The sequence below is a fragment of the Priestia abyssalis genome (genome assembly GCF_002019595.1).
In the GTDB taxonomy this organism is placed as follows: domain Bacteria; phylum Bacillota; class Bacilli; order Bacillales; family Bacillaceae_H; genus Bacillus_BA; species Bacillus_BA abyssalis.
On the sequence record NZ_KV917369.1, the window covers coordinates 1917866 to 1944091 of the forward strand.

At 40.5% G+C, this 26226-nt stretch carries 20 protein-coding genes; 17 read left to right on the plus strand and 3 right to left on the minus strand.

Features of this window, described 5'->3' with window-relative positions; all coding sequences use genetic code 11:
* Window positions 1-19 precede the first annotated feature (19 nt).
* The 8 genes from BK575_RS08850 to BK575_RS28455 all read left to right on the plus strand — a co-directional run bounded on the left by BK575_RS08850 (window position 20) and on the right by BK575_RS28455 (window position 9188).
* A complete protein-coding gene (locus tag BK575_RS08850; RefSeq protein WP_078410058.1) occupies window positions 20-1318 on the plus strand; it encodes a CitMHS family transporter in 1299 nt (432 codons plus the stop codon).
* 10 nt (window positions 1319-1328) lie between these two features.
* Window positions 1329-2663 carry an acyclic terpene utilization AtuA family protein gene (locus BK575_RS08855; protein WP_078410059.1) on the plus strand — a complete coding sequence of 445 codons (1335 nt, stop codon included), beginning with the start codon at window positions 1329-1331 and terminating at the stop codon, window positions 2661-2663.
* Window positions 2644-2955: an AtuA-related protein gene (locus BK575_RS08860; RefSeq protein ID WP_078410060.1), complete on the plus strand. Its 312-nt coding sequence runs from the start codon at window positions 2644-2646 to the stop codon at window positions 2953-2955. Before BK575_RS08855 ends, BK575_RS08860 begins: the two co-directional genes overlap by 20 nt.
* Window positions 2956-3266: 311 nt before the next feature.
* On the plus strand, window positions 3267-4565 hold the full coding sequence (locus tag BK575_RS08865) for a helix-turn-helix domain-containing protein (RefSeq protein WP_078410061.1): 1299 nt from the start codon (window positions 3267-3269) through the stop codon (window positions 4563-4565).
* 207 nt (window positions 4566-4772) lie between these two features.
* Complete coding sequence (locus BK575_RS08870; protein ID WP_078414713.1) at window positions 4773-5957, plus strand: M20 family metallopeptidase; 1185 nt, start codon at window positions 4773-4775, stop codon at window positions 5955-5957.
* A 65-nt stretch (window positions 5958-6022) separates the two neighbouring features.
* Complete coding sequence (locus tag BK575_RS08875) at window positions 6023-7216, plus strand: hypothetical protein (protein WP_078410062.1); 1194 nt, start codon at window positions 6023-6025, stop codon at window positions 7214-7216.
* Between the two features lie 450 nt (window positions 7217-7666).
* Entirely contained in the window at window positions 7667-8965 is a 1299-nt protein-coding gene (locus tag BK575_RS08880) for a Glu/Leu/Phe/Val family dehydrogenase (protein WP_078410063.1), read from the plus strand.
* Window positions 8966-9035: 70 nt separating this feature from the next.
* Window positions 9036-9188, plus strand: coding sequence for an RNA-binding protein (locus BK575_RS28455; protein ID WP_169907667.1), 153 nt, complete (start codon window positions 9036-9038; stop codon window positions 9186-9188).
* Between the two features lie 101 nt (window positions 9189-9289).
* Here BK575_RS28455 and purF read toward each other — a convergent pair whose 3' ends face one another.
* Complete coding sequence (purF, locus tag BK575_RS08885) at window positions 9290-10669, minus strand: amidophosphoribosyltransferase (protein ID WP_078410064.1); 1380 nt, start codon at window positions 10667-10669, stop codon at window positions 9290-9292.
* 390 nt (window positions 10670-11059) lie between these two features.
* Between purF and BK575_RS08890 the strand changes: the two genes are divergently transcribed.
* From BK575_RS08890 to BK575_RS08910, 5 genes are all read left to right on the plus strand, one after another.
* Window positions 11060-12838, plus strand: a complete 1779-nt coding sequence (locus tag BK575_RS08890; RefSeq protein ID WP_078410065.1) for a sensor histidine kinase — start codon at window positions 11060-11062, stop codon at window positions 12836-12838.
* Window positions 12839-12892: 54 nt separating this feature from the next.
* The gene (locus BK575_RS08895; RefSeq protein WP_078410066.1) at window positions 12893-14071 is read left to right on the plus strand and encodes a response regulator transcription factor; all 1179 of its coding nucleotides are present in this window, start codon (window positions 12893-12895) and stop codon (window positions 14069-14071) included.
* Window positions 14072-14270: 199 nt separating this feature from the next.
* Complete coding sequence (locus tag BK575_RS08900) at window positions 14271-15563, plus strand: ABC transporter substrate-binding protein (RefSeq protein ID WP_078410067.1); 1293 nt, start codon at window positions 14271-14273, stop codon at window positions 15561-15563.
* Window positions 15564-16010: 447 nt separating this feature from the next.
* Complete coding sequence (locus BK575_RS08905) at window positions 16011-17474, plus strand: glycoside hydrolase family 68 protein (protein ID WP_078410068.1); 1464 nt, start codon at window positions 16011-16013, stop codon at window positions 17472-17474.
* A 94-nt stretch (window positions 17475-17568) separates the two neighbouring features.
* Window positions 17569-19155, plus strand: coding sequence for a glycoside hydrolase family 32 protein (locus BK575_RS08910; RefSeq protein WP_078410069.1), 1587 nt, complete (start codon window positions 17569-17571; stop codon window positions 19153-19155).
* A gap of 164 nt (window positions 19156-19319) precedes the next feature.
* On the opposite strand, the gene BK575_RS08915 is transcribed toward BK575_RS08910, so the two are convergent.
* The gene (locus tag BK575_RS08915; protein WP_078410070.1) at window positions 19320-19655 is read right to left on the minus strand and encodes a hypothetical protein; all 336 of its coding nucleotides are present in this window, start codon (window positions 19653-19655) and stop codon (window positions 19320-19322) included.
* Between the two features lie 463 nt (window positions 19656-20118).
* The gene (locus BK575_RS08920; RefSeq protein WP_139368001.1) at window positions 20119-20316 is read right to left on the minus strand and encodes a hypothetical protein; all 198 of its coding nucleotides are present in this window, start codon (window positions 20314-20316) and stop codon (window positions 20119-20121) included.
* 345 nt (window positions 20317-20661) lie between these two features.
* On the opposite strand from BK575_RS08920, the gene BK575_RS08925 reads away from it, so the two are divergent.
* From BK575_RS08925 to BK575_RS08940, 4 genes are read left to right on the plus strand one after another with little or no spacing between them, the layout of a single operon-like run.
* Window positions 20662-22614, plus strand: coding sequence for a response regulator (locus tag BK575_RS08925; RefSeq protein WP_235867470.1), 1953 nt, complete (start codon window positions 20662-20664; stop codon window positions 22612-22614).
* 21 nt (window positions 22615-22635) lie between these two features.
* Entirely contained in the window at window positions 22636-23715 is a 1080-nt protein-coding gene (locus BK575_RS08930) for a HEAT repeat domain-containing protein (protein WP_078410073.1), read from the plus strand.
* Window positions 23712-25145, plus strand: coding sequence for a glycosyltransferase family 2 protein (locus BK575_RS08935; RefSeq protein ID WP_078410074.1), 1434 nt, complete (start codon window positions 23712-23714; stop codon window positions 25143-25145). The genes BK575_RS08930 and BK575_RS08935 overlap by 4 nt, the downstream gene beginning before the upstream one ends.
* Window positions 25138-26226 carry a hypothetical protein gene (locus tag BK575_RS08940; protein ID WP_078410075.1) on the plus strand — a complete coding sequence of 363 codons (1089 nt, stop codon included), beginning with the start codon at window positions 25138-25140 and terminating at the stop codon, window positions 26224-26226. The genes BK575_RS08935 and BK575_RS08940 overlap by 8 nt, the downstream gene beginning before the upstream one ends.

A 26226-nucleotide genomic window follows, 5' to 3' on the forward strand; every position in this document is an offset into this window, starting at 1 on the left:
ATTGGGGGGATTGGAGTAGATGTTGGCATTATTAGGCTTTTTAACGATTGGAACGTTTCTGTATTTGATTATGACGAAGCGGCTGTCCGTTATCGTTTCGCTTGTTCTTGTACCTGTTGTTTTCGGTCTTCTGAGCGGATTTGGAACAGATCTCGGAGCCATGATGCTCGAAGGAATCCAAAAAGTCGCGCCGACAGGAATTATGGTAGGCTTTGCAGTGCTGTATTTTGGTCTCATGATGGATGCGGGATTGTTTGATCCCATCATTTCCCGGATGATTCGCATCGTGAAAGGAGATCCGCTGAAGATTGTCATCGGGACCGTCCTTGTGACAATGCTTGTCGCTTTGGATGGTGACGGAGCTTCGACATTCATGATTACCATTTCAGCCTTCCTTCCGCTTTACAAAAGACTCGGAATGAATCCGTTGATCCTGTCAGGCGTTGTTGCGTTAGGGGCAGGTGTCATGAACATTGCACCGTGGGGCGGCCCGACAGCAAGGGCGATGACGACACTTCATGCAGATTCGGCGCAATTATTCAATCCGGTTCTGCCTGCTATGCTCGGCGGTATTGTGTGGGTCTTGTTTTCAGCTTATTGGCTTGGAAAAAAAGAGCGTGCAAGACTGGGGATTATGGATATGAAAGGCGGTTACGAAGACTTTATGACGGAACATGCCGCCGCTGTGGAAGGAAAGAGGCCCCAGCTGTTTTGGTTTAACTTGATGTTGACGATTTTACTTCTCGTTGCATTGGTCTTAACGTGGCTGCCGATGCCGGTCTTATTCATCATCGCATTTGTCATCGCGTTACTGGTAAACTATCCGAACTTAAGCGAACAACAAGAACGGCTGTCTAATCATGCAAGCAGCGTTGTGATGGTATCGACGATGATATTTGCTGCTGGTATTTTTACGGGGATTTTAACGGGAACAAAAATGATTGATGCGATGGCATCATCCATGGTTTCCGTTATTCCGGAACAGCTTGCGGGATTTTTACCGCTCCTTGTAGCCATTACAAGCATGCCGCTTAGCCTTGTCTTTACGCCGGATGCTTATTATTTTGGTGTTCTGCCTGTTCTAAGTCAAGCGGCTGTCAGCTTCGGGATTGATCCGATTGAAATCGGACGTGCCGCCATACTAGGCCAAATGACGACCGGGTTTCCATTAAGTCCGCTCACAGCGTCCACTTTTATTCTCGTCGGTTTATCGGGAGTCGATTTAGGGGAGCATCAACGCTTTATTTTTAAATGGGCGTTCGGAACGACCATTGTAATGACCATTATTGCACTAATTACGGGAGCTATAACTATTTGAGGTGATAATCATGATTAGAATCGGATCAGGAGCAGGGTTCTCAGGAGACAGATTGGAGCCTGCCGTCGTATTAGCAGAAAAAGGACAATTAGACTATCTTGTATTGGAGTGTCTGGCCGAACGAACGATTGCATTGGCCCAAAAACGCAAAATGCAAAACCCTTCATTGGGGTACGATCCTTTATTGGAAAAGAGAATAGAGCTTCTTTTACCTGTTATCAAGAAGAATAACGTTCGTCTCATCACGAACATGGGGGCGGCCAATCCTGTGGGTGCCGCACAAAAGGTGACAGAAATAGCCCAACGTCTCGGAGTATCGGTAAAGGTGGCCGCCGTGACCGGTGACGATGTATTAAAGCATCTTTCAAATGATAAAACAACGTTAGAGACGAATGAGCCTTTATCTTCTTTTAAACGATTGATTTCTGCAAACGCGTACCTTGGGGTGGAAGCCATTTTGCCGGCATTAGAGACGGGTGCTGATGTCATCATTACAGGTCGGGTGGCTGACCCTTCCTTATTCGTCGCCCCAATGGTTCATCATTATGGCTGGTCATTGGAAGATGTGAACCGGATGGCACAAGGAACGGTAGTCGGTCACTTGCTGGAATGCGGTGGTCAAATATGCGGGGGCTATTTTGCCGATCCGGGGAAAAAAGATGTACCGGACTTTGCCCGTTTAGGATTCCCGTATGCGGATGTGGCTTCAGATGGAACAGCTGTCATCAGCAAGATCGAAGGGACTGGAGGATTGATTTCGCTGGCAACGGCAAAAGAACAGCTTTTATATGAAGTAACGAATCCGAATGAATACATCACACCGGATGTCATTGCCGATTTTACAACGGTTCGTCTGCGGGAAACGGCACCGAACCATATTGAAGTTTCCGGCTGTATCGGGAAGGAGAAACCAGACAAGCTGAAGGTGAGTGTCGGCTATCATGCCGGATTCATGGGAGAAGGAGAGATTTCTTATGCCGGAACGAATGCATTGGGCAGGGCAAAGCTTGCCGGTGAAGTCATGTACGAGCGGCTAAAGGATGACTTTTCCGATCTTCGAATCGATTATATCGGCAGTTCTTCTGTTCATCGAACAACATTTGGACAGCATGATGCCTATGAAATCCGGCTTCGTGTGGCAGGAAGGGCGCTGACAGAAGAAATGGCGGCCAAAATCGGCGAAGAGGTAGAAGCGCTTTATACGAACGGACCGGCCGGGGGAGGCGGAGCCCGCAAATATACGAATGAAATCGTCGGGATTGTATCTACGCTAATCAAAAGAAACAATATCAACACGTCTGTTACGATAAGGGAGAGTGAGAAGAATGAAGAAAAAGTTATATGATTTGGCTCACAGCCGGGCCGGCGACAAAGGGAATACATTGATCCTGTCCCTTATCCCGTATAATGAACAGGATTACCCGAAGCTGTGTGAAAAAGTCACCTCTGAAAAAGTGAAAGAACATTTAAAAGAAGTAGTCGAAGGCCATGTCGTCCGCTACGAGGTCCCGAATATAGCCGCTCTCCAGTTCGTCTGCCACCATGCATTACTTGGAGGAGTCACCACCTCCTTGAGCACGGACACTCACGGGAAGAGCTTGAGCTATGCGTTGCTGGAGATGGAGATAGAGGTGTAAGCAGCGACTTCTACTTTGACAGGGTAGAGGTCGCTCGTTCGAATCCAGTCGGAATCATTACTAAAGAAAGAGCATAACCTTTTATTTTATAGAAGTTTATGCTCTTTTTTGCAATTTGTTTGTAAATAGAGAGAATATAACAAAGAAAAGGATTCAATCATTCCTCATAATTGTTTAAGATAGAATTAAATATCGATGAGATAGTAATAATCGTTCAAAGGGAGAAGAACTAAATATTAAGGTTTAAGGAATCTTTTAACCACTCGCTCATCCTTACCGAGATTCTATTGATAAAGGAAGTTGAATACATAATGTATAAAATCGGATTAGTCGGTCTAAAAACTTCTATCGAACAGATTTTAGACTTGGCAGAGGAATATAAACATGAGTTGGAATTCATCTCTTTGCCCTATGTAAAAACTGAAGAGGTAGAGAATCTTGTACAAGAAACCACTTCTTACGTACATGCATGGCTGTTTACCGGTCCACTTCCATATGAAATCGCGAAAAAAACGGTACGTACGGATAAAATAATGGTCCATGTTCCTGCTACGGAATCGGGTCTTTATAAATCTTTTTTAGAGATGATTTATGAACAAGGAAAAATGATTGAACAGCTAAGTATTGATACGATGTCAACAAACAATATTAGCGAAGAAGCTTTGTCACAGCTAAATATGAACATCCCAAAGATTTATACGAAAGCGTTTGAGGTGGATGTTGATCCAAATGAATTGTTGCATTTTCACTTAAATTTGTGGAATGAGGGAAAGATAGAAGGTGCTTTATCTTGTTTTCCGTCAGTGTGTGAAGCTTTAAGGGAAAAAGGAATTCCAGCTTACCGGATGTCGATGAGTAAAATGGAAATACGACAAACGCTTCGGATTCTTGTCGAAAAAGTAAAGGCTGCCTACTTTAAAGATACACAAATCGGAGTGGAAATCATTGAAGTTGAATATTTTAACAGAGTGGCAGAGGAAATGAAAACACCTTATCATTTACAGTACTTGGAGCTGCGGCTAAAAGAAATGTTGATTCAACTGGGTGAAAAAATAAATGGTTCTGTTTCAGAGAAAGGAAACGGAAGGTACATGATTTTTAGTTCGCGCGGCGCAATTGAACGAGAACTTCCTACGCTTGAAGATACCGTTCAAAAATTGGCTTTTGAAGCCGATACGACCGTTGCCGTTGGCATTGGATTTGGCGAGACGGCCTATTCGGCGGAAATCAATGCTTTTCGTGCTATTCAACATTCAAAGGAGATGAAGAAGCGCGAAATTGTCATGGTTCAAGATGATGGCAAGATCGTCGAGTCACCAGGCAAAAAACAAGAACTGCAATTTTCCAGCCGTACCCAAAATGAAATCCTTATTGAGAAGTTAAAAAAAGGGAATATTAGTGTAAAAACGTATAAAAAAATAGCGGCTCTCATCCAAAAAATGGGGTGGAGCGATTTTACAACAAAGGAGTTAGCGACACATCTTGAGATGACAGAGCGCAATGTACGGCGTATTGTGACCGATATGTGCGAAGTTGATTTGGCACAATGCGTTGGCAAAGAGGCCTATGCCACTCGTGGAAGGCCAAGTAAAATTTATCGATTGTTATAAGCACCCATGAGTTAGGGTGCTTATTTATTTTGTGAGAAAATATTAGATTTAGTAGATGGATAATATTTCAGAAATTTCGAAAAAAGTCATTGAAATTAAGTTCACGAAATATTATACTTCATTTAAGGAATTTTTTCCTTAAAGTATCCGAAAATAAAAGTTGTTACGCAGGCAAAATTAAAAGGGGAGTTGAAGTGGGTGTCTCAAATGACAATGATGCACAATTTAATGGAGGATGTTAAAGACGAAGTGATTGGATGGAGAAGATATTTACATAAGTATCCGGAGCTGTCTTTTCAAGAAGAAAAAACAGCTCAATTTGTTTATGAAACGCTGCAAACTTTTGGTAAGTTGGAAATTTCACGCCCGACAAAAACAAGCGTGATGGCTCGCCTGATTGGTCAGCAACCTGGGAAGGTTATTGCATTGCGGGCAGATATGGATGCGCTTCCAATTGAAGAAGAAAATGATTTTGACTTTGTATCACAGAATTCAGGCGTGATGCATGCTTGCGGACACGACGGGCATACGGCGATGCTGCTTGGTACGGCAAAGATTCTTACACAGTTAAAGGATCAAATTAAAGGGGAGGTGCGCTTTTTATTTCAACATGCTGAAGAGTTGTTTCCGGGCGGTGCACAAGAAATGGTAAAAGCAGGCGTACTCGAAGGAGTGGATCAAGTAATTGGAATCCATCTAGCGTCCACGGTTGAGGTTGGTAAAATTGGGCTTTGTCATGGGGCAGCTACCTCTGGGAGTGATACATTTGATATAAAAATTCAAGGAAAAGGCGGTCATTCTTCAGAGCCTCATTTAACCATTGATCCCATTGCAATCGGATCACAAGTGATCAACAACCTTCAGCACATCGTTTCAAGAAATCTCGATCCTCTCGAAAAGCTAGTAGTATCCGTGACGAAATTTCAAAGTGGAACCGCTTACAATGTAATTCCTGATACGGCTATTTTAAGCGGATCTGTACGAAGCCTTGATCCGGAACTTCGTCAACAAGTTCCAAGTTTAATTAAACGAATTGTTAAAGGAGTTACAGAAGCACATCATGCGTCATTTGAAGTCGATTATCATTTTGGCTACAGTTCGGTTGTAAATGACGATAAGGTAAGAGAAGCAATTGAGGAAACGATAATGGATGTATGGGGAGAAGATACTTTGATGAGGCTGCCGGCGCTTATGAGCGGTGAAGATTTTTCTGCCTTTTCGAATGAAGTGCCAGGCTGCTTCATCTTTGTTGGTGCAGGGAATCAGAACAAGGGGATTATTTACCCGCACCATCATCCGCGTTTTACCATTGATGAAGATGCTTTAGAAATGGGTGTGGAGTTGTTTGTTCAATCAGCTTTTAGACTATTAGGGGAGTCGGGAAATATATAGATCGATTTAGAAAATTCGTAATCTACTTCTAACGAAAAATAGGTAAGCGAAGGGGTGTAAAGAAAATGATACATGAACCTGTCGTAGCAGCCATGATTATCATGGCATTAATCGCTTTGGGTGAAATTATTTCTATCGTTACAAGAGCAAGGGTATCTATGTTCCTAGTCGCCTTGATAGGGTATCTTTTGTTAATTTGGACGGGAATTATACCAAAGAGTCTGGTCGGCGATTCGAAATTTATTGAAATTGGTATTGTATTAGGAACCGCTCCAATTATTATTCATATGGGTACGTTGATTCCTCTCAAAGCGATTCGCAGTCAATGGAAAGCCGTCGCTATTTCTTTGATGGGAATTATCTTTGGCGCTGGTCTAATTCTTCTTTTGATTCCACTAATGTATGACTATAAAACCGCCGTTGCAGGAACTGGACCGCTAACCGGAGGGGTGATAGCCTTTCTTGTGACCTCGGAAGGACTAAAAGAAGTAGGATTGACAAGTCTAGTGGCAATATCAGCTTTAATATTATCATTGCAATCACTGTTTGGTATGCCTCTTTCTGCAAATTTGTTACGCCGTTATGCATTAAAGTTTCGGAACGCGGTAGACGCTGGTACATATACAGCTTCCGCGTTGGAAGCAGGAGTAGAAAACGTTATGGATACAGAAAAAGTAGAGGAACGAAATGCTGCTTGGATTCCGAAAAAATATCAAACCAATCTAATTCTTCTTTTTCAGCTATTTATCGGTGGCGCAATTGCCGTGGTTTTAGATCAATTTACCGGCATACCATATAGTTTGTGGGCTTTGGCTCTTGGAATTGGCGGGAGAGTAATCGGTTTTTATCCAGACCGTGTTATGGAGCGTGCTAATGCTTTTACAGTCGGGATGGCTGGACTTGTATTTTTAATTATCGCCACTATGAATGACATTACATTCGATATGTTTATTAGTTATCTCCCTGAAACTTTTCTAATTATGTTTGTCGGAATTTTGGGTATTTTTATCGGTGGGTTTATAGGTTCAAAATTGTTTAAATGGGATCCTTTAAAAGGCCTCCCTGTTGCATTGACAGCTACAGTAGGTTTCCCCGGTGACTACCTTGTTTGTGAGGAAATCAGTAGAAGTGTCGGCAGGAATAAAGAGGAAGAAGAAATGATATTAAATGAAATATTGACTCCAATGTTAATCGGCGGATTTACAACTGTAACAGCAGGGTCAGTCGTTATTGCCAGCATCTTGATCAAAACATTATAGACGCTATTTTGAGACTTCAGAATTAGGACAGATGACATATTGAGACTGAACAATGAATGATATTTGAAAACGAGACTTTATGAGAAAGCAGGGAAGCGTAAAGCGTTCCCCTGCTTTCTCTTTATCTACAGGATTCATGATTGTTGGGAGTTCCTTAGGTGACATGAATGTCTATACTAAAACTTCGATATTATTTATAAATGTAACAAAATGAAAGAAAAATACAAAAATTATTTATAAAAAAATCATAAAATTATAAATTAAATCTCAAAATTTTTGTCATAGAATGAACATAGTACAACAAGGAGGTTGAAAGGATTGGCAAGAAGTGATTAAGATCTACTAATCATAAGAACTTACCGTAATTGTTCCGAGTATTACGCTTTTTTGTGAGAAATGATGTTTCAAAACAATCCATTTAAACGACTTATAATATAAGAGGTGTAACGAATGAAAGTGGCAGTCCCTGTTAAAAGTGATGACAATCCAAAGCCAGACAATAAGCAAAGCGAAGTGTTAGATTTATTACATTCCACTCAGCTTATTATAAAAGAGGCGGTTCAGAAGTTAGGGTATAACGATGAGATGTACGAGTTATTAAAAGAGCCGGTTAGAATCCTCACGGTACGTATTCCCGTTCGAATGGATGATGGTTCCATTCGAGTGTTTACCGGTTTTCGTTCTCAACATAACGATGCAGTAGGTCCCACAAAAGGGGGTGTCCGCTTCCATCCAGAAGTGAATGAAGAAGAAGTAAAGGCATTGTCCATTTGGATGAGCTTAAAGTGCGGCATTGCCGATCTTCCTTACGGCGGGGGAAAAGGCGGGATTATTTGCGATCCGAGGGACATGTCGTTTAGGGAACTGGAGAGGTTAAGCCGCGGGTATGTTCGTGCCATCAGCCAAATTGTTGGTCCTACCAAAGATATTCCAGCACCGGATGTGTACACGAATTCTCAAATTATGGCGTGGATGATGGATGAGTACAGCCGCCTTCGGGAATTTGATTCTCCTGGATTCATTACGGGCAAACCGATTGTTTTAGGGGGATCACAAGGTCGTGAAACGGCAACGGCGCGCGGCGTCACGATTTGCATTGAAGAAGCGGCTAAGAAAAGAGGTATTGATTTACAAGGTGCACGCATCGTGATTCAAGGCTTTGGGAATGCAGGAAGCTTTTTGGCGAAATTCATGCATGATGCCGGGGCGAAAGTGATTGGGGTCTCGGATGCCCATGGTGCTCTTTATGATCCAGAAGGGCTTGATATCGATTATTTGCTGGATCGACGCGATAGCTTTGGTACTGTCACGAATTTATTTACAGATGTCATAACGAATCAAGAATTACTCGAAAGAGAATGTGACATTTTGGTGCCGGCTGCCATTTCAAACCAAATTACAGCACAAAATGCTCATCAGATTAAAGCATCGATTGTGGTGGAGGCAGCAAATGGGCCCACAACCCTTGAAGCAACCAAAATTTTAGATGAAAGGGGAATCCTCCTTGTGCCGGATATACTGGCAAGTGCAGGGGGTGTCACTGTTTCTTACTTTGAATGGGTTCAAAATAATCAAGGCTATTATTGGTCAGAGGAAGAAGTGGGAGAAAAACTGCGAAAAGTAATGGTCGATTCTTTTGAAAACATTTATCAAACATCACAGGCTCATCAAGTGGATATGCGTTTAGCGGCTTATATGGTTGGAATCAAAAAGCCGGCTGAAGCTTCCCGTTTCCGCGGCTGGGTGTAAAAGGAAAAATTCTCTATCAATCTATGGAAAAGAGGTAAAAAAAGAATCTTTTAATTGGAGGGAATTTTTCATGTGGATCATCACTGTCCATTTAAAGAACGACATCAAAATATTTGAGTTTGACAATGAAAAAGAGGCAAAAGAAGCTTTCAAGAGAATTCAAGGTTATAAAATCCTTACCGAAGTGATTTACTTTCATGAGGATTGTTTAGTTGAATCATAATTGCTAGTAGTGAGAGTCCAACAAGGCGCGATCAATAAGAACACGCCTTGTTGGACCGATAATTATGAGACAGCCGGTAATTATGGAATTTTGTCAGGCAGTTACTTCAGGTACAATTTCGTCGGATAAGCCCCGCTGAAACAGGCTATGCACCGATTACTCGTTTCTGCAAGATTTACATCTACTGCCTCTAACAGCCCTTCGGTACTTAAAAAGGCCAATGTATCCGCTCCGATAGCCTCTCCCATTGCCCGTTCATGTTCGAGCCTATTGGCAAATAACTCTTCTTTTGTCGGCATATCAATTCCATAAAAACAAGGATTTCGAACCATCGGTGAACTAATGCGTACATGGACTTCTTTGGCGCCTGCCTGCCGGATCAATTGGACGATTCGCTTGCTGGTTGTTCCCCTTACAATCGAATCATCGACAAGCACGACCCTTTTTCCTTCGAGAATTTCTTGAACGGCGCTCAATTTGAGGCGAACGGCCAATTCGCGCAATTCCTGGGTAGGTTCAATGAATGAACGGCCTGCATATGGATTTTTGATCAGCCCCATCTCATAAGGAATTCCTGATTGTTGGGCGAAGCCAATAGCGGCCGGGACGCTCGATTCAGGAACGGCGACCACCACATCTGCTTGCGTCGGATGTTCCTTGGCCAGAATTTGACCTAATTCTTTTCGAATCGATAAGACGCTTCTTCCTTGAATGACACTATCAGGCCGGGCGAAATAAACAAATTCAAAAGAACAAAGGGACAGATCACTCTTTGGAGCAAATCGTCCCGTTTGAATCCCGTTTTCGTCTACAAGAAGCCATTCTCCCGGTTCTACATCCCGCCAAAACTTTGCATCAACTGCGTTCAAGGCGCATGTTTCTGAAGCAGCAACGACGGCTTCACCGATTCTCCCAAGACTGAGGGGACGCAAACCATGACGGTCCAGCGCAATCAGCATTTGTTTTTCTGTCATGACAAGCAAGGCAAATGAACCATCGAGGCGCGTAAGAATATCAGGCGCTGCCTCTTCAAATCGATTTTTACTGGAGCGGGCGATAAAGTGAGCGATGACTTCCGTATCGGTTGTTGTTTGGAATATGCTTCCCTGCTGCTGTAACACATTTCGTTCAATTCTTGCATTTACGAGGTTGCCGTTATGGGCGACAGCTAAGTCTCCCCCGCTGTATTGAAAAACAAGGGGCTGTGCGTTTTGCAATAAACTTTCACCAGAAGTGGAATACCGAACATGGCCAATTGCCATATTTCCGCTAAGTCCATCGAGAATATCACGTGAAAATACTTGGGTAACTAATCCCATTCCGCGGTGATGTCTAAATGTTTTACCATCGCTGACCACGATTCCTGCACTCTCCTGACCACGATGCTGAAGAGCATGCAGTCCATAATATGTTAAATCGGCTGCTTTTGGGTGATTGAAAACTCCAAACACCCCGCATTTTTCCTTCATTTCTGAAGACATCCTTGTCCCCTCCCGTTTATCCCATTTCCTCTATTTTCTGCTGATGAATGATTTCTATCCTGATATAAATAGAAATCAATATCTGATTGTTATAAAAATTAATCGTATATACCCATTTTTTGTAACAATCCCTTATTTGCTAGTACCTAAGCTTCATTTTGTTTTCTTATGTGAGCGTTTTCCTTCATTTCTGTAATCGTTGCCAAACCGTGTAATAATAGGAAAGCGACTCTTTCTCTGTCTGTTTTTTTATCCAATCCTGCGATGTTGACGACATAATCAAATAGAATTAGATTTAAATACAAGAGTGCATGGCCGTTCTTTGGTCATGTCGAATTTTCTAAATCGCTCTAAGTAAATGGCATGTCATAACAAAAGGAGCATCGTCACATGAAAAGCATCCAAAGCCGCTTATTTCTTATGCTTCTTATTTTTATCATCGTGCCGTATTTTTTGTCTGTTTTCTTCATATATGGACATACAAAAAAGCTTGTGGAACAGCATGAGCTGGAAGTCAGCCGCAATCAAATGGAGAAAGCGTCAACAGAGCTGGAGCAGTATTTTCATGATGTAGTCAGCCTTCCAATTGTTTCATACCGCAATCCTGATTTGATCCGGATCTTTAAAGATGGGTTTGAAGATTCTATTTATTTTAATCCCATTGCCGTGGAGAACAGCATCGAAACGTTTTATCTTATGCGCAGGGAAATCCGGCAGATCCGCTTTTATATTGATAAAAATAAAGAATCATTTACGGTTTATAATGCAATGGTCAGTGCCCGTAAACCTCAGCCGGGGTTATTAAAGCAAGATTCGATAAAAAAGCTTTATCATTCTAATTCAAAATATCTGATTGAGCCGCCGCATCCGATTGAGAATTATAATGACGCTGCGATTGTTCCTCAGTCAGAGGACACGGTGGTTACAACCATTCACCATAAAGTAATCGATGTGCTTTCGAACGAATTTCTTGGCATCATTACTCTTGATATAGATTTAAACGCTTATGCCCGCCTCTGTAACAGCCTTGTTCAGAAGGCGGAAGAATCCGTATGGCTGATTAATGCGGAGGACCAGGTTATGTATGCAAGTGATCGTGCCCTTATCGGCAAGCCGGTCCCTGCCGATTTATTGGAGTCAATTCATTCACCAGGCATTAAAACGGGCGATAATATCATCCTGTCCAAAACATTGTCAGGGCCTCTAAGTCAATGGAAGCTAGTGAAGATCACACCCGAACACGTATTGTTTCACGATGTCAGGCAGACCGCCTATACGAGCATACTTGTTGGGATAGGGGTCGGACTATTGGGCTTATTAATGATTGGTCTTATTTCTTACAAAATTACCCGCCCAATTAAGCTTCTCAGCAGAAAAGTGCAGAGCATCTCAGCCGGCAATATGGATGTCCCTTTTCATGACAATAGGCAAGATGAAATTGGACACCTGGAAAAACATATGGAGGAAATGATGAACCGGATCAATCTCCATATTGAACGTGAATACAAACTGGAAATTGAAAACAGAAACAATCAATTAAGGGCATTAAAGTCTCAGGTCAATCCACATTTTTTATTCAACGCCCTGCAAACAATAGGTGCCGTTGCCCTAAGATTCAATTCTCCAAAGGTGTACCAATTGGTAACCTCCTTATCTAAAATGATGCGATACTCCATGCGGGCGGATCAATGGATCTTGGTCCGAGAGGAAATCGATTATATAAAAACATACCTGTCTCTGCAAACGGAGCGTTTTGGGAACGACTTGAACTATACGATACATGTGAACGAGACGATTCTTACTATGACGATTCCAAGTATGACCCTTCAGCCGCTCGTCGAAAATTTCTTTAAACACTGCTATGAAGAAGGCTTCTATGCTGCCCAGTTAAGCATCTATGGAGAAATACGAGGAAAAACGCTTCACCTCATAGTCGAAAATAACGGACCAAGCATGACATCTGCGGAATTACAAGCATTACGAAAAAATATTTATACGAAACCATATGAAGGATCCTATTCAAAAGAGCATATCGGTCTCAAAAATATTCATGACCGGTTGGTCTTAAATTATGGTCCGGAGGCCGGTTTAGAAATCGATACGAAACAGGGACAAGGTTTTTTAGTTCGGCTGGTTATTCCGCTGGATTCAAAGCTTGCTGGTGATTAGCTATCCCAAATAGGTACCTTTTTTATCTATATAAGCAGTAAGGAGGATCAAATTATGAAGGCTCTCATTGTAGATGATGAATACAATGTACGTTATGTTATACGCCAGTTGGGCCAGTGGGAGAAATATGGTATTACCGATTTATTCGAGGCGAGTAACGGTGAGGAAGCAAAAAGAATGATCCAAAGAGAAAATCCGGAAATCATTTTTACCGATATCAAAATGCCTGGCATGAGCGGGATCGAAATGATGGAGTGGCTTGACAGCATTTCTTATCCTGGTAAAGTCATTTTAATTACAGGATTTGACGATTATTCTTTTATGCGAAAAGCAATCAAGTACAACAGCTTTGACTATTTATTAAAACCAATTGAGGATGAACCTTTTAATAACACTTTGGCAGAAGCTGTGAAGTCCTGGGCAAATGAAGAGGAAGATCGCCGATACAAAGAAACAGGTGTTTACGAGGACATGAAAAGGCTTCGTATCAATCAAATCGTAACAGAAGCCTGTATAGGGGAGTTTTTTGATCCGGCCGAAATGGCTTCCTGTCTTCCGCCGGCTGATGAATATGAGCTTACACTCATTTCTTTTTATCAAATGCACCATTCCGCCCCATATATTCAGCTATTGGCCGAAGAACTGGATCATCAGGAATGGGGAAATGCATTTGCGCTTCAAAACGATCATAGTCTTTGTCTCGTGATGACCGTAAAAGGGATCTGGCTATCCGTCGAAGAATGGATCAGCCAACAGTTTGATATTCCTGTCCGCCTTGTGAATGGTGAGTCCTTGAAGTCATTGGAGGAGCTTCCTATTTCATATAAAGCTCTGCAAGAGGCAGTGGAAAACCAAAACTTCAGAGCGATTCATCGTTTGAACGACTTGGATAATGCTTGCCGCATGCGGAATATTGTCGCCTACGTGGATACCTATTATATGGAAGAATTGACGTTGGAAAAACTCTCAAACCGCTTTTTCCTGAGTCGTGAACATATTTCGAGAAAGTTTAAACAAGAAACGGGCATGACTCTATCTAAATACATTACGAAACTAAGAGTTAATCGGGCAAAATATTGGCTAAGAGAAACGGATGAAAGTATACTCTCCATTTCCTTCATGCTTGGATACCAGGATGAAAAATACTTTTCAAAGCTATTCAAAAAAGTCGTTGGACTCACACCTTTTGAGTACCGAAACAGTGAAAAAAAGCAAAAAACGGGAAGCTTCTGACATATACGCCCTATCTGCTAATCTATATAGATCGATTTAGAAAATTCAATATGACCAAAGAACGGCCATGCCGAATTTTCTAGACCTAAGCTGGGCTATTGAAGGTATCTGGATGACCGAGTGTGAATACCTCTCGATTGAATAAAGAGATGACGAGTTATTAAGTAGAATTTATATATCACACAAACGGGGTGAGGGAATGAAAGGGACTTTACCATTACGAATGGTTTTGGCAGCCATCCTGAGTTTATCTCTTTCGGCCTGTGAGCCTGTAAAGAAAGAGACTGCCTCAAAAGAAACAGAAAATCCGAAACAAAAGATAACGCTGGATATTCGGAATCCAAAAGTGGAAATTTCGACGCAGTTTGAACAAATGGCCGCCGTTTATGAAAAGGAACATCCAAATGTTGATATTAGGATTCACACCGTAGGCGGTGCTGCTGATGACTTAACGGACTTGAAGGCACAGATTGCTGCCGGCGATAGCCCGGATATTTTTACCAATACTGGATACGAGAATGCCTTACTGTGGAAGAACTATTTGGAGGATCTTTCGGACCAGCCATGGGTTCAACATGCCTATCAGGATGCTTTAAAACCAATGACATTTAATCATAAAATTTACGGAATGCCGCTTAACCTCGAAGGATATGGATTCATCTATAATAAGGATTTATTTAAGAAGGCAGGCATTGAAACCCTCCCGAAAACGTTGACTGAATTAACTGCAGCAGCCGAACAATTGCAAAAAGCGGGTATAACGCCTTTCGCCACCGGATATTATGAGGAATGGAAACTCGGTGTCCATCTGTTGAATATTGCTTTTGCGCAGCAAGAAGATCCGAACGCTTTTATAAAAAGCCTAAATGACGGGACGAAAAAGATTCATCACAATCAAACATTCAAAGACACCATGAAGCTGCTGGACGTAACATTAAAATATGGAAACGATAATCCGCTCACAACGGATTACAATATGGAAGTCAACTTATTTGCTGAGGGAAAGGCAGCGATGATTCAGCAAGGCAACTGGGTTCAGCCGATGATTGACCAACTATCGCCGAATATGAATATCGGATTTCTCCCCCTGCCGATTAGTGACGAAAAAAAGAATGATGCATTAGTCGTAAACGTACCGAACTATTGGGTTGTCAACAAACAAACGACACCCGAGAAGAAGAAAGAAGCGAAAAAATTTTTAAACTGGATGGTTTCTTCCGAGCAGGGGAAAAGGTTTATGACAGAGGAGTTCAAATTTATCCCTGCGTTTAAAAACATAAAAGCGGCCAATTTAGGACCGCTCGCTACTGAAACGATCACCTACTACAAAGCAGGAAAAACGCTCGATTCCAACTGGTTCAACTTCCCGGTTGGCGTTAGAGAAGAGTTCGGACTCGCCATGCAATTGTACGTAGGAAAACAGCTTAACCGTCAGCAATTACTGCATGAGTTTCAAAAGTCTTGGGACAAGGCTAAGTCAAATATGGAATAGCCTCTTTTGACATCTGTCCGTTCCAAGAGCATCCTAATATAACTCTGCAACTTGGTTCCTACTAATTTCATACATTTTTTCTGCCTCCTTTTGGGGGCTTTTTGTTTTATTCCGCATTAACGGGCAGTAAGACCCCCTATTGATGGAAGTTTCCTTTATAACTTTCACTTTATAACTCAGCACATCTTAATCCCATCGAGACCCTTTTAAAATCAGTCATCCAGACAACTTGAATAGACCCTCAAGTTTCGGTCAGTTGGCATGGCTGTTCTTTAGCCATGCCAACTGATCGAAATCAATATAAGACTAGATTCCAATCAATCTATAACATACCCACCAACTTGGCACTCCTCTATAATTCTAATTAATAAAGGGAATGCAGTGATACTGTTACTAGTTATCACAACGCATTTCTTATCTACTAATACATATTATAGGAGGAAGACGATGAATTTCAAAAGATTGGCTAAACAAGCAGCAGCCGTAACATTCAGTACAGCTATATTAGTAGGAGCGGGCGGGCCGCAAATATTGGCGCAGCAAAAAGACAGCATGGATTACAAAGAAAATTATGGTTTTTCTCACATTACACGTTTTGATGCGTTGAAAATACCTGCGCAACAAACAAATGAACAGTTTAAAGTACCTCAATTCGATGCATCAAAAATCAAGAACGTTGCTTCAGCCATCAAGTATGATGAGAATGGCAACAAAATTGAATTAGACGTGTGGGATACTTGGCCGCTGCAAAACGCTGATGGCACAGTGGCAAACTATAATGGCTACGAAATTGTATTTGGTTTAGCAGGAGACCCTAAACGAGGATCGGACACATTTGTTTACTTGTTCTATAAAAAAATAGGCGATAATTCAATTGACGCTTGGAAATGTGCTGGAAGAGTATTTAAAGACAGCGATAAATATAATACAAATGATCCTCTTCTTCATAATCAAGCTGAAGAATGGTCTGGATCTGCAACTTTAACTTCTGATGGAAAAGTTCGCTTATTCTATACAAATCGCTCAATCTGGGATGAATCAAAAGGATATTTTGGTAAACAAACATTAACAACAGCTCAAATCAATGTATCTCAACCAGACGCTAATACACTTAAAGTGGATGGAGTAGAAGATTTCAAATCAATCTTTGATGGGGACGGTAAATACTATCAAACTATGGACCAAGCATTTGGTAACAGAAACTTTGATGATAACCATACATTAAGAGATCCTCATTATATAGAAGACAAAGGCAAAAAATACCTTGTGTTTGAAGCAAATACAGGAACGGAAACGGGTTACCAAGGTGAAGAACAGTTTAATAATAAAGCATTTTATGGCGGCAGCCAAAAGTTCTTCGAAGCAGAAAGAGCTAAATTGCTTCAAAGCCCAAGCAAATATGGTTCTTCATTAGCAAATGGTGCACTAGGTATCATTGAATTAAATGATGATTATACGTTGAAAAAAGTCATGAAACCATTAATTGCTTCTAATACAGTAACAGATGAAATTGAACGGGCGAATGTATTTAAAAAGGATGGCAAATGGTATTTGTTCACAAGCTCAAGAGGGTCTAAAATGTTCGTTGATGGAATTGATAAAGAAGACATTTACATGTTAGGTTATGTATCTGATTCTTTAACTGGTCCATACAAGCCATTAAACAAAACAGGGCTTGTACTGCATCAGGATTTAAATCCATATGATATTACTTGGACGTATGCTCACTTTGCGATCCCGCAGGTGAAAGGTAATAATGTAGTTATCACAAGCTATATGACCAATAGAGGTTACTTTGAAGATCACCATTCTACTTTTGCCCCAAGCTTTTTACTGAACATTAAAGGCTCGAAAACTTCTGTTGTGGAAGATAGCATCCTTGAACAAGGACAATTAACGATTAACGAATAATAAAGATCAAATGAAAAAAGAAAATGCCCCTATTTCAGCAGGCATTTTCTTTTTTTCTATACGACAGAAATGCTGATAAGCGTGGTGAGTATCGATGAACATAAGAAGATACAAAAAGAAAAGTTATAAGCTGTTGTGGTTATGGATGATTTGCTTGTCCCTAGCGAGTGTAATTGGGTTAATCTTCTACCAAGGCTACGAGTCAAATAAAGAACAGCCTATAAATCAGCCGCAGAAATCAACAACAGCACCTAAAGAGCATTCGTACCGGGCACAATATCATTTTACGGTGCCGGACAAATGGAAAAACGATCCTCAAAGGCCCATCTATTATGGGGGAAAGTACCATTATTATTATCTTTACAATCGGGACTATCCAAACGGAAATGGGACGGAATGGCGGCATGCCACATCCGAAGATTTAGTGCACTGGAAGGATGAAGGGATTGCCATTCCAAAATATACGAACCGAAATGGAGATCCGTGGTCAGGGTCTGTCGTTGTCGACTCCGAAAATACAGCTGGATTCGGAAAAGGAGCCATTGTGGCGATTGTCACCCAGCCATCAGCCAATGGCGGAAAGCAGGAGCAATTTCTATGGTACAGCAAAGACAACGGCAAAACGTTTACATCTTACAGTGATGATCCGATTATGCCAAATCCCGGCCCAAAGGATTTTAGAGATCCGAAAATCATCTGGGACAGCAGCCGTCATAAATGGGTAATGGTCATGGCAGAAGGATCTAAAATAGGGTTTTATGAGTCTCATAATTTGAAAGATTGGCATTACACCAGCAGTTTTTTTACAGAAAATATTGGGACTGTGGAGTGCCCGGATTTTTATTTGATGAAGGCAAATAACGGAACATTAAGATGGGTGCTGGGGGTCAGTGCAAACGGGGAAGCAATTGATAAGCCAAACACTTATGCCTATTGGACTGGAGATTTTAACGGAAAGGAATTCTCCCCTGATCAAGACGAACCAAAATGGTTGGATTATGGCTTTGACTGGTATGGCGGGGTAACGTTTGAAGATAGAAAAGCAAGCGATAAATTGAAAAGGCGATATGCCTTTGCCTGGATGAATAAATGGGATTATGCCCACCATACCCCGACAATGGAAGAGGATTTTAACGGGATGGACTCGATTGTCCGCCAAATTGAACTTAAGCATGAGAACGGCAATCAATATTATTTAGCTTCAAAGCCAATTGAAGCGATGGATGATCTGGCATATTCAACCGATTATATTAAACAGATGAACGTAAAGGGCTCTGAAACTCTGAAAGTATCAGGTGATGTGTATCAACTGGAAACAGAGATTTCCTGGTCGGAACTTACAAATGCAGGCATAAGGCTTCGAGAGTCCGCCGACAAAGGCAGCCACGTTGACATCGGTATTTTTGCCGAGCAGCAATACTCCTATGTCAATCGAGCGTTTACAGGTCACCCTGATAAAAGCAAGCGGTATGTGGAAAGCAAAGCTCTCTTCGATGCCAGCAAACAGAAGGTTCACTTAAAGATTTTTGTTGATACATCCAGTATTGAAGTCTTTGTGGGTGACGGAAAGATTGTTCATTCAAATTTAATCTTTCCTGATGTAAGGGATCAGGACATCACCCTCTTCTCCGAAGGCGGAACAGCGGTATTTAAAAATATAACAATCAAGCATTTTAATTGATGATGAATGGAGTAGGAGGAAGAAATCGCTTTTTTACGGATAGAGTCAGACCAGCAAAAAATCCTTTATCCCTTAAAAACGAGGGATGAAGGATTTTTTTATGTGAGTGTAACATCCAACCATATATTCAATTCAAATTAAAAAGTTGGATCACCCCCAGCTGTTTATTCACTAGCACCTGGTTCATTTTCGGCATCTTTGATTTTATTCTCTCCGCCTTTGTTAGCTACCTGTCCAAATTGATTCGCATTTTGACCGCCTTCTTCGGCAATCTGTCCGCCCTGACCAGCGATTTCCCCATTTTTCCCTGTAAGGTTCTGTCCACCTTCAGACGCGTGTTGTTTTGTCCCGGCATTACCGCCCTCGTTTGCAAGGTTATTATTATTGTAAATATTGATATGAATATGAAGGCCATCTTTTTCATGTTTAAAGGAAATTTCTTCTTTAGGTCCGTTTGATTCACTCTTCATTTTATTTCTTTCATCTTTGTTGTTTCCCAAAATTGTTCTCTCCTTTACTTTAATATACTAATAATATAGTTTCGAACTCCTATTTTGCCTGTATACTAGTCCACTATGTTATAGTATTTTTATTGGAGCCGATATGTTAGGTGAAAAATTCGATTTACTTGAGTTGAAAATGACAGCGTAATATGATTTACATAAAAGTCTTTACCTGTTGGAAACGAGAGGTGAAGGCTTTTTCTATATATTGACGAAACCCGCAATGAGTAGGTAAAAATATCTTCCTTGTGGAAATGATCTAGAAATTGGATTAAATATGAAGAAAAGGGCTATGATGTTGATCAAATTGTTCACTCGGATGAGTGGGTGACTGCGTTGGTAACGAAGAAAATAGAGAGACACGGTCCATTGTAACAGGATCGAAAATAGAGGAGATGGACTTGGGGTGGAAAGATATTTAGATTCTTTCATGCAGGGAATGAAAAATTTCATGATTATCTTAAAGCACTATTGAAAGCTGAATATATAAGAATGTGAATGGTTTGCCAATAGGGTGCTGTTCTCTTGGTCTGCACCATACTTGGACAATATCGTCATACTCAAACAGTTGGAATCTTTCACCAAATTCTTGTTTCATGAAGCTGATAAATTCTCCGATGTTTTTGCCCATTTCTTTATGGCGGCGAAATTCCATCATGATAGCCCTAAATCTGTGTGGAGGGATGTCACACTGGATGTGATAAGATTTGCTGATGATAAAAGAATTTACCTATTTAAAACATCCTTCTTTAAGCTTTTCATTATGGCACTAATTTTTTTGTGTACTGTTTTTTGCGAATAGGTGTTATTCCATTTTAAACTGTTATCAGTATGAAAAGCCTATTGACAGAAGGAGAGAAGAAGAAAGGAAAACTATTGTGATGGAAGTATGCATTTCAAAAAAAATATTAGAGAATTCTTATTTTCTTGCTTTTAATCTACTATAATAGTAAATATGTCTTAAAGAAAAAAGTTACAGAGGATGGCGGAGAAATTGACTGAGGTGAACCTTAACCATGATAAACGGATCTATTTTAATGAGTTAAAAAGGGCATTTTTTACTATATATCAAACAATGGTAAAGCTTAAAAGGGATTACTTTCAAAGTGAGAAGTATATTGAAGATTTTTACTACACACTGATAAGGTTACGAAATATTAGTGCTGTTTTTCATGAAAAAGAATTATGTGATATCTCTATGTTTATGTTAAAACAGTTTGACAAAAAGGAATTGCAGATTTCGATAAAAAAAGGTCGAGAAAAAAAACTGATTAAATGTCTCTTTAACTTATTGAAGTTTTTCTATAAATGGGAAGAAGAAAGCAGCGGTCATACCTATAGTCTTTCTTGGAACAAGGATCGAGAGAGTTATTTGAATGAGGTAAAAGGAACATTTTTCGCTATACGCCAAACAATGGCGGAACTTAAATGGGCGTACTTTCGAGATGTGAAGCACGTCGAGGATTTTTACTGCAAACTAATAAAGTTACAAGAAATAAGTACAACCTTTTATGAAAAAGAATTATGTGATATTTCTATGTTTATGTTAAAACAATTCAACAATAAGGAATCAAAGGTTTTTATAAAAAAGGGTGGAGAAAAAACCTTGATTAAATGTCTTATTACCTTGTTGAAGCTTTTCAATAAACAGAAGGCCGGAACTAACCTTCCTAATTATAATGATTTTCCTCAAAACAGTAAAAAGAAACTTACATTTATTATCGTTGATGATGATTATCCATTTGCTCAAGTAACGTATGAAGAACTGCTTGGGAATGAAATTAGGCGTTTTATATATACAGAACAAACAGATCTCGATGCAATAGCCTATATCAATCCTGATTTGATAGCAATAAATATGCTTTTACCAGATAAAAAGGGTTTTGAACTTGTTAAGTCAATAAGGATGCATCAAAAGTTAGAAAATTTGCCTATTTTGGCCTTAACGAATCGGCTCGATGAACAACATCATCTAGATGTTTTATCTAATAAAGTTGACAATATATTATGTAAACCTTTTACAGATGTAGCGTTGCTGAGTTATGTAGCCAATATGGTAAAGTACGAGGGCAAAGAAAATAAGAGAACGACTTCCCTTTTTATTGAGCATAAAAACGAAATGAGTTTATTACTAGAGAAAGAATGGGATCGTTTTATTCGGTTTCAGTCGGAATTTTGTCTAGTATATATGTGTTTTGAATCAGCAGTATCCGAAATGAACGAGGAGAGGATTCAAAAGTTTCATAAAAGTATTAATTTATTATACATATTCCTTCAGGACAAATTAAGAAAGTGCGATGATATAAGGATGTGGGGGCCAAATAAAATGGTTATTCTCTTGCCGAAAATGCAGCTTGAAAGCGGCAAGCTTGTAGCGAGAAGGCTCATTAAATTAATAGATGATCGAATAGCAAGGGAAACGCTTCAGTACCATGTTAAAGCAGGGGTAATGGAAAGTGAACGTTCATTAGAAAGTGAACAAAAAATGCTAAATATGCTTACAGAAAAGGTAGAAACAGGAACCTCTGCATATGGTTTAGCTGTATTTCCATTATTAAATGAAAAGCAGGAGCATTTTTTTGCGGATAACAACAAAACCAGAGCTTTAATTGTCGATGATGACCGTATTAGCACTTCCCTTATTATGAATCATTTTTCTGATGAGGAGTGGGAATTTGAAACTTGTATAGATATAAAAAATGCAGTTGAAAAAGCCATTTCCTTTAAACCCGGATTTATTTTATGCGAGACTAAAATGAATGACCTTGACGGTTTTTTATTTTGTCAACAAATTCGACAAATCCCTCAACTTACTAATGTAAAGTTTTATTTTCTAACAGAACAAACACTCCCGCAGTACGTCCTTCGTGCCTACGAAGTAGGGGCTGATGACTATATCACTAAGCCTTTTTCTCTGGATGTGTTGGAGGCTAAAATGAAAAGAGCACGCAATTAACGTGGTTTGGAGAGACTTTCAATGGTTATAACAGTATATTTTATGTTACTGCTGACAACGTTGTTTTCAGCAGCGCTCTTTATTTTATTTAGTTATTTGTTTCTTCGCAAAATGTATTTGAATTACCATTCCAAGCGATCTGATACCTACTACCATAGTATACTGCTAAACATGACTGCCTATGTCACGTCGGACAGTGGACAAGCCGCTGGTCTTCTAGCTGTCGATGCGCTCTGGAAAAAACGAGTGATTAAATCGACGATTCTGGAAATCGCAGAAGTGATTGATAGTGATGAGGCACGAGAGAGGCTCATCACGATTGCTGATGCCAATGGAATGGTTCAAGAAGTGGAGGAAATGATCGAGGACCAAAGATGGTGGATTGCTGCAGAAGGAATATCCATCGCTGGTAAACTGCATTTGGTTCAATTTACTCCTTCTATCAAACAACATTTATATGCGAAAGAATTTGACCTGCTGTACTTATCAGCAAAGGCTCTTTGTCAAATGGGCCGCTCCCAATATATAGTCGACTATTTACTGGAAAATGACCAGCGTTTACCACAGAAAGCGGTTGTACATTTAGGTGATATTATGACTCGCGGAACGAACGCGACCGACGATCTGGATTATATCGTCAGCAAGTTTAAACAAGCTTCCCCTAGGCTGCAAGAGCTATTTATCGAAATCATAGGGAAGAAGAAAGCAGCAAGATACCTTCCGCTTATTACATTTTCATTACATTCTCCCTCAAATGAAATTCGCCTTCAAGCATTAAGGGCAATTGGCAACATCGGTATATACCTTGTAGAAGAGCCCATTTTAGCATCCTTATTATCGGAACAGTGGCAAGAGAGAGTGCTGGCTGTATATGTGGTTCATAAATGCAAAATGGAGCGCGGCATTCCTATGCTTGAAAATCATTCGTTAAAAGATCCAAATTGGTGGGTTAGGTTAAGAGCGGCTCAAGCCCTTTATGATTTGGGGACCGGGGGAAAAAGCAGGTTGAAATGGGCGAGTGAACATCATGAAGATAAATATGCACGCGATATAGCGAACAAAGTACTTCAGGAAAAAAACTTAAGAGGTAAAATATCTTGAATACATTTTTCGTGGATTTTTTCAACCTAGTGAATCGAACTATTTTCTCGTATGTCATTTTAGTGGATATGTTTTATATTACATTATTGGTATTATCCTTAGTTGAAATCAGATATCATATGAGAAAAAGCGTATATAAAACATATAAAGAAATCAATACATCCCAACTAACGGTACCGATTTCTATTATTGTCCCGTCTTATAATGAAGAAGTGACCATCCAAAACAGTTTACTTTCTTTTTTATTGCTTGAATACCCTGAATATGAAGTGATTGTGATTAATGATGGCAGTACGGATGGGACATTGGAAACATTAATCGACCAGTTTTCACTTCATGAGTTGAACTTTCCGATTCGTAACCAAATTAAAACGGAAAAAGTGAAAAAAGTGTACCGCTCCGTTCTATACCCTCATCTTATCGTGATCGACAAAGACAATGGTGGAAAAGCGGATGCGTTGAATGCAGGGATTAATGCATCGACATATCCTTATATATGCAGTGTGGACGCAGATTCTGTGTTGGAAAGGGACGCCTTGTTAAAGACCGTGCAGCCGTTCATAGAAGAAGAAGAAGACATTGTCGCTTGCGGCGGAATTGTTCGGATTGGCAACGGATGCACGATTGAAAATGGAAGGATATTGAATGTCGGAATGCCGAAGAATCCGATCGTCATCCATCAAATTATTGAATACTTGCGTTCTTTTTTAATGGGACGTCTAGGGTTTAGCGGCATCAATTCATTGCTGATTATTTCGGGGGCCTTCGGGATATTTAGAAAAAGGGAGATAATCGACATCGGCGGATATGACACTGCAACAGTCGGCGAGGACATGGAGATTGTGATCCGCCTTCAAAAACATTTGTACGACATTAAAAGCAAGGCAAAGGTCGTCTTCCTGCCTAACCCCATTTGTTGGACGGAAGCACCTTCATCATTAAAAGTGTTGTACAACCAGCGTGTCAGATGGCATTTGGGGCTGCTTCAAAGCTTAATCAAGCATCGAGGTTTATTTTTAAATCCAAAATATAAAGTCATGGGACTTATAGCCATTCCTTATTTCTTTATTGTGGAATTGTTAGGTCCGACCATTGAATTGATCGGATTTGTCTTTATGCTTGTGGGACTATACTTGGACATAGTCAATATTTCGTTTGCAATTTTGTTCATTTTCGCTACTTTTGTGCTCGGGGTGTTTTTATCCATGAGTGCCGTACTGCTGGAGGAGCTTAGCTTTCGAAAGTACACAAGCATAAAAGAATTCCTCCTTCTTTTATTTTACAGCGTCGTAGAGAACTTCTGGTATCGCCAAGTAAACGCCCTATGGAGGACGATCGCTTTCCTGAAATATCCGTTAAAGCAGCAACGGTGGGGAAATATGGAGCGAAAAGGATTTTCGATAGAAAAGGCGGAAGATAGACATGGTTAAGCAGATAGTCATATATGGAACAGCAGCGTTTATTCTTTATCTCATGGTGTATCCTTTCCTGATGTGGCATTTGATGGAGGAAAAAGGGCTGCAACTTTTCGTCATTGATAAAACTGTACCGAAAAACGATTATAGAGAGCATTTGGGCTTGTTCACAGTGTTGGAGCATAATAAGGTACGCAAAGATAAACATACCAAATATGAGTTGATGAAAGATTACTATGGATATGATCCGGAGGACTATAAAGGGGATACGGAGTTTGAAATGCCGGACGCCGTTGATATTTTATATGTTGCCGATACGTATGGCGTGTATGAGGCAGACTTGCAGGATAATGTGCGAGGTGAACGTTCCCCCTTAATTTACGGCGGATTGACGATATTTGAATGGAACAGGATCATGGATAAAAAGACGAGTGACAATACATTGATCGTCGAATTCAATTCTCTCGCTTCTCCGACGGAAGTTCCTACGAGAAAGGTTGTCGAGCAAAATTTAGGGATAGAATGGTCGGGATGGATCGGGCGGTACTTTCCCGACTTGGAAGATAAAGAGGTCCCGGTTTGGTTGAAAAAAAATTGGGAAGTCCAAACAGGGGAACAATGGGATTTGACCGGTAGAGGGTTAGTCTTTGCAGACGAAACAGATAAAGTCGTCATCATTCGCGAACAAGATTTTGAAGGCCAAGTAGACTTCAGATGGTCGAAAGAGGCGGCAGGAACATATGAACATGTGAAGGACTCGGCTTACGGCTATTGGTTTGATATTGTCATCCCGTCTGAAAAAGTAACCGTAGAAGCGAACTACGAACTAAACATAAGTGAACAGGCCAAAAAGGTTTTGGCGAAAAACGGGATTCCGCTGAAATATCCAGCCATTTTGCTTAATAAGGACGAGAAAACGTATTATTTTGCCGGAGATTTTGCGGATGTTAATACCAGCTATTACACTCATTGGCGTCTGCCTGCCTGGTTTTACTCTGTAAACGCTTTTTTTAATCCGATGGATCGATTTTTTTGGGAAGTGTATGTCCCGTTAATGAACCATATTATTCGAGAGCAGCTCGCAGAGGAGGGATGA

Coding starts and splice junctions, on each gene's coding strand:
- BK575_RS08850 (WP_078410058.1), top strand. CDS start 20: ATGTTGGCATTATTAGGCTTTTTAACGATTGGAACGTTTCTGTATTTG.
- BK575_RS08855 (WP_078410059.1), top strand. CDS start 1,329: ATGATTAGAATCGGATCAGGAGCAGGGTTCTCAGGAGACAGATTGGAG.
- BK575_RS08860 (WP_078410060.1), top strand. CDS start 2,644: ATGAAGAAAAAGTTATATGATTTGGCTCACAGCCGGGCCGGCGACAAA.
- BK575_RS08865 (WP_078410061.1), top strand. CDS start 3,267: ATGTATAAAATCGGATTAGTCGGTCTAAAAACTTCTATCGAACAGATT.
- BK575_RS08870 (WP_078414713.1), top strand. CDS start 4,773: ATGACAATGATGCACAATTTAATGGAGGATGTTAAAGACGAAGTGATT.
- BK575_RS08875 (WP_078410062.1), top strand. CDS start 6,023: ATGATACATGAACCTGTCGTAGCAGCCATGATTATCATGGCATTAATC.
- BK575_RS08880 (WP_078410063.1), top strand. CDS start 7,667: ATGAAAGTGGCAGTCCCTGTTAAAAGTGATGACAATCCAAAGCCAGAC.
- BK575_RS28455 (WP_169907667.1), top strand. CDS start 9,036: ATGTGGATCATCACTGTCCATTTAAAGAACGACATCAAAATATTTGAG.
- purF (WP_078410064.1), bottom strand. CDS start 10,669: ATGTCTTCAGAAATGAAGGAAAAATGCGGGGTGTTTGGAGTTTTCAAT.
- BK575_RS08890 (WP_078410065.1), top strand. CDS start 11,060: ATGAAAAGCATCCAAAGCCGCTTATTTCTTATGCTTCTTATTTTTATC.
- BK575_RS08895 (WP_078410066.1), top strand. CDS start 12,893: ATGAAGGCTCTCATTGTAGATGATGAATACAATGTACGTTATGTTATA.
- BK575_RS08900 (WP_078410067.1), top strand. CDS start 14,271: ATGAAAGGGACTTTACCATTACGAATGGTTTTGGCAGCCATCCTGAGT.
- BK575_RS08905 (WP_078410068.1), top strand. CDS start 16,011: ATGAATTTCAAAAGATTGGCTAAACAAGCAGCAGCCGTAACATTCAGT.
- BK575_RS08910 (WP_078410069.1), top strand. CDS start 17,569: ATGAACATAAGAAGATACAAAAAGAAAAGTTATAAGCTGTTGTGGTTA.
- BK575_RS08920 (WP_139368001.1), bottom strand. CDS start 20,316: ATGATGGAATTTCGCCGCCATAAAGAAATGGGCAAAAACATCGGAGAA.
- BK575_RS08930 (WP_078410073.1), top strand. CDS start 22,636: ATGGTTATAACAGTATATTTTATGTTACTGCTGACAACGTTGTTTTCA.
- BK575_RS08940 (WP_078410075.1), top strand. CDS start 25,138: ATGGTTAAGCAGATAGTCATATATGGAACAGCAGCGTTTATTCTTTAT.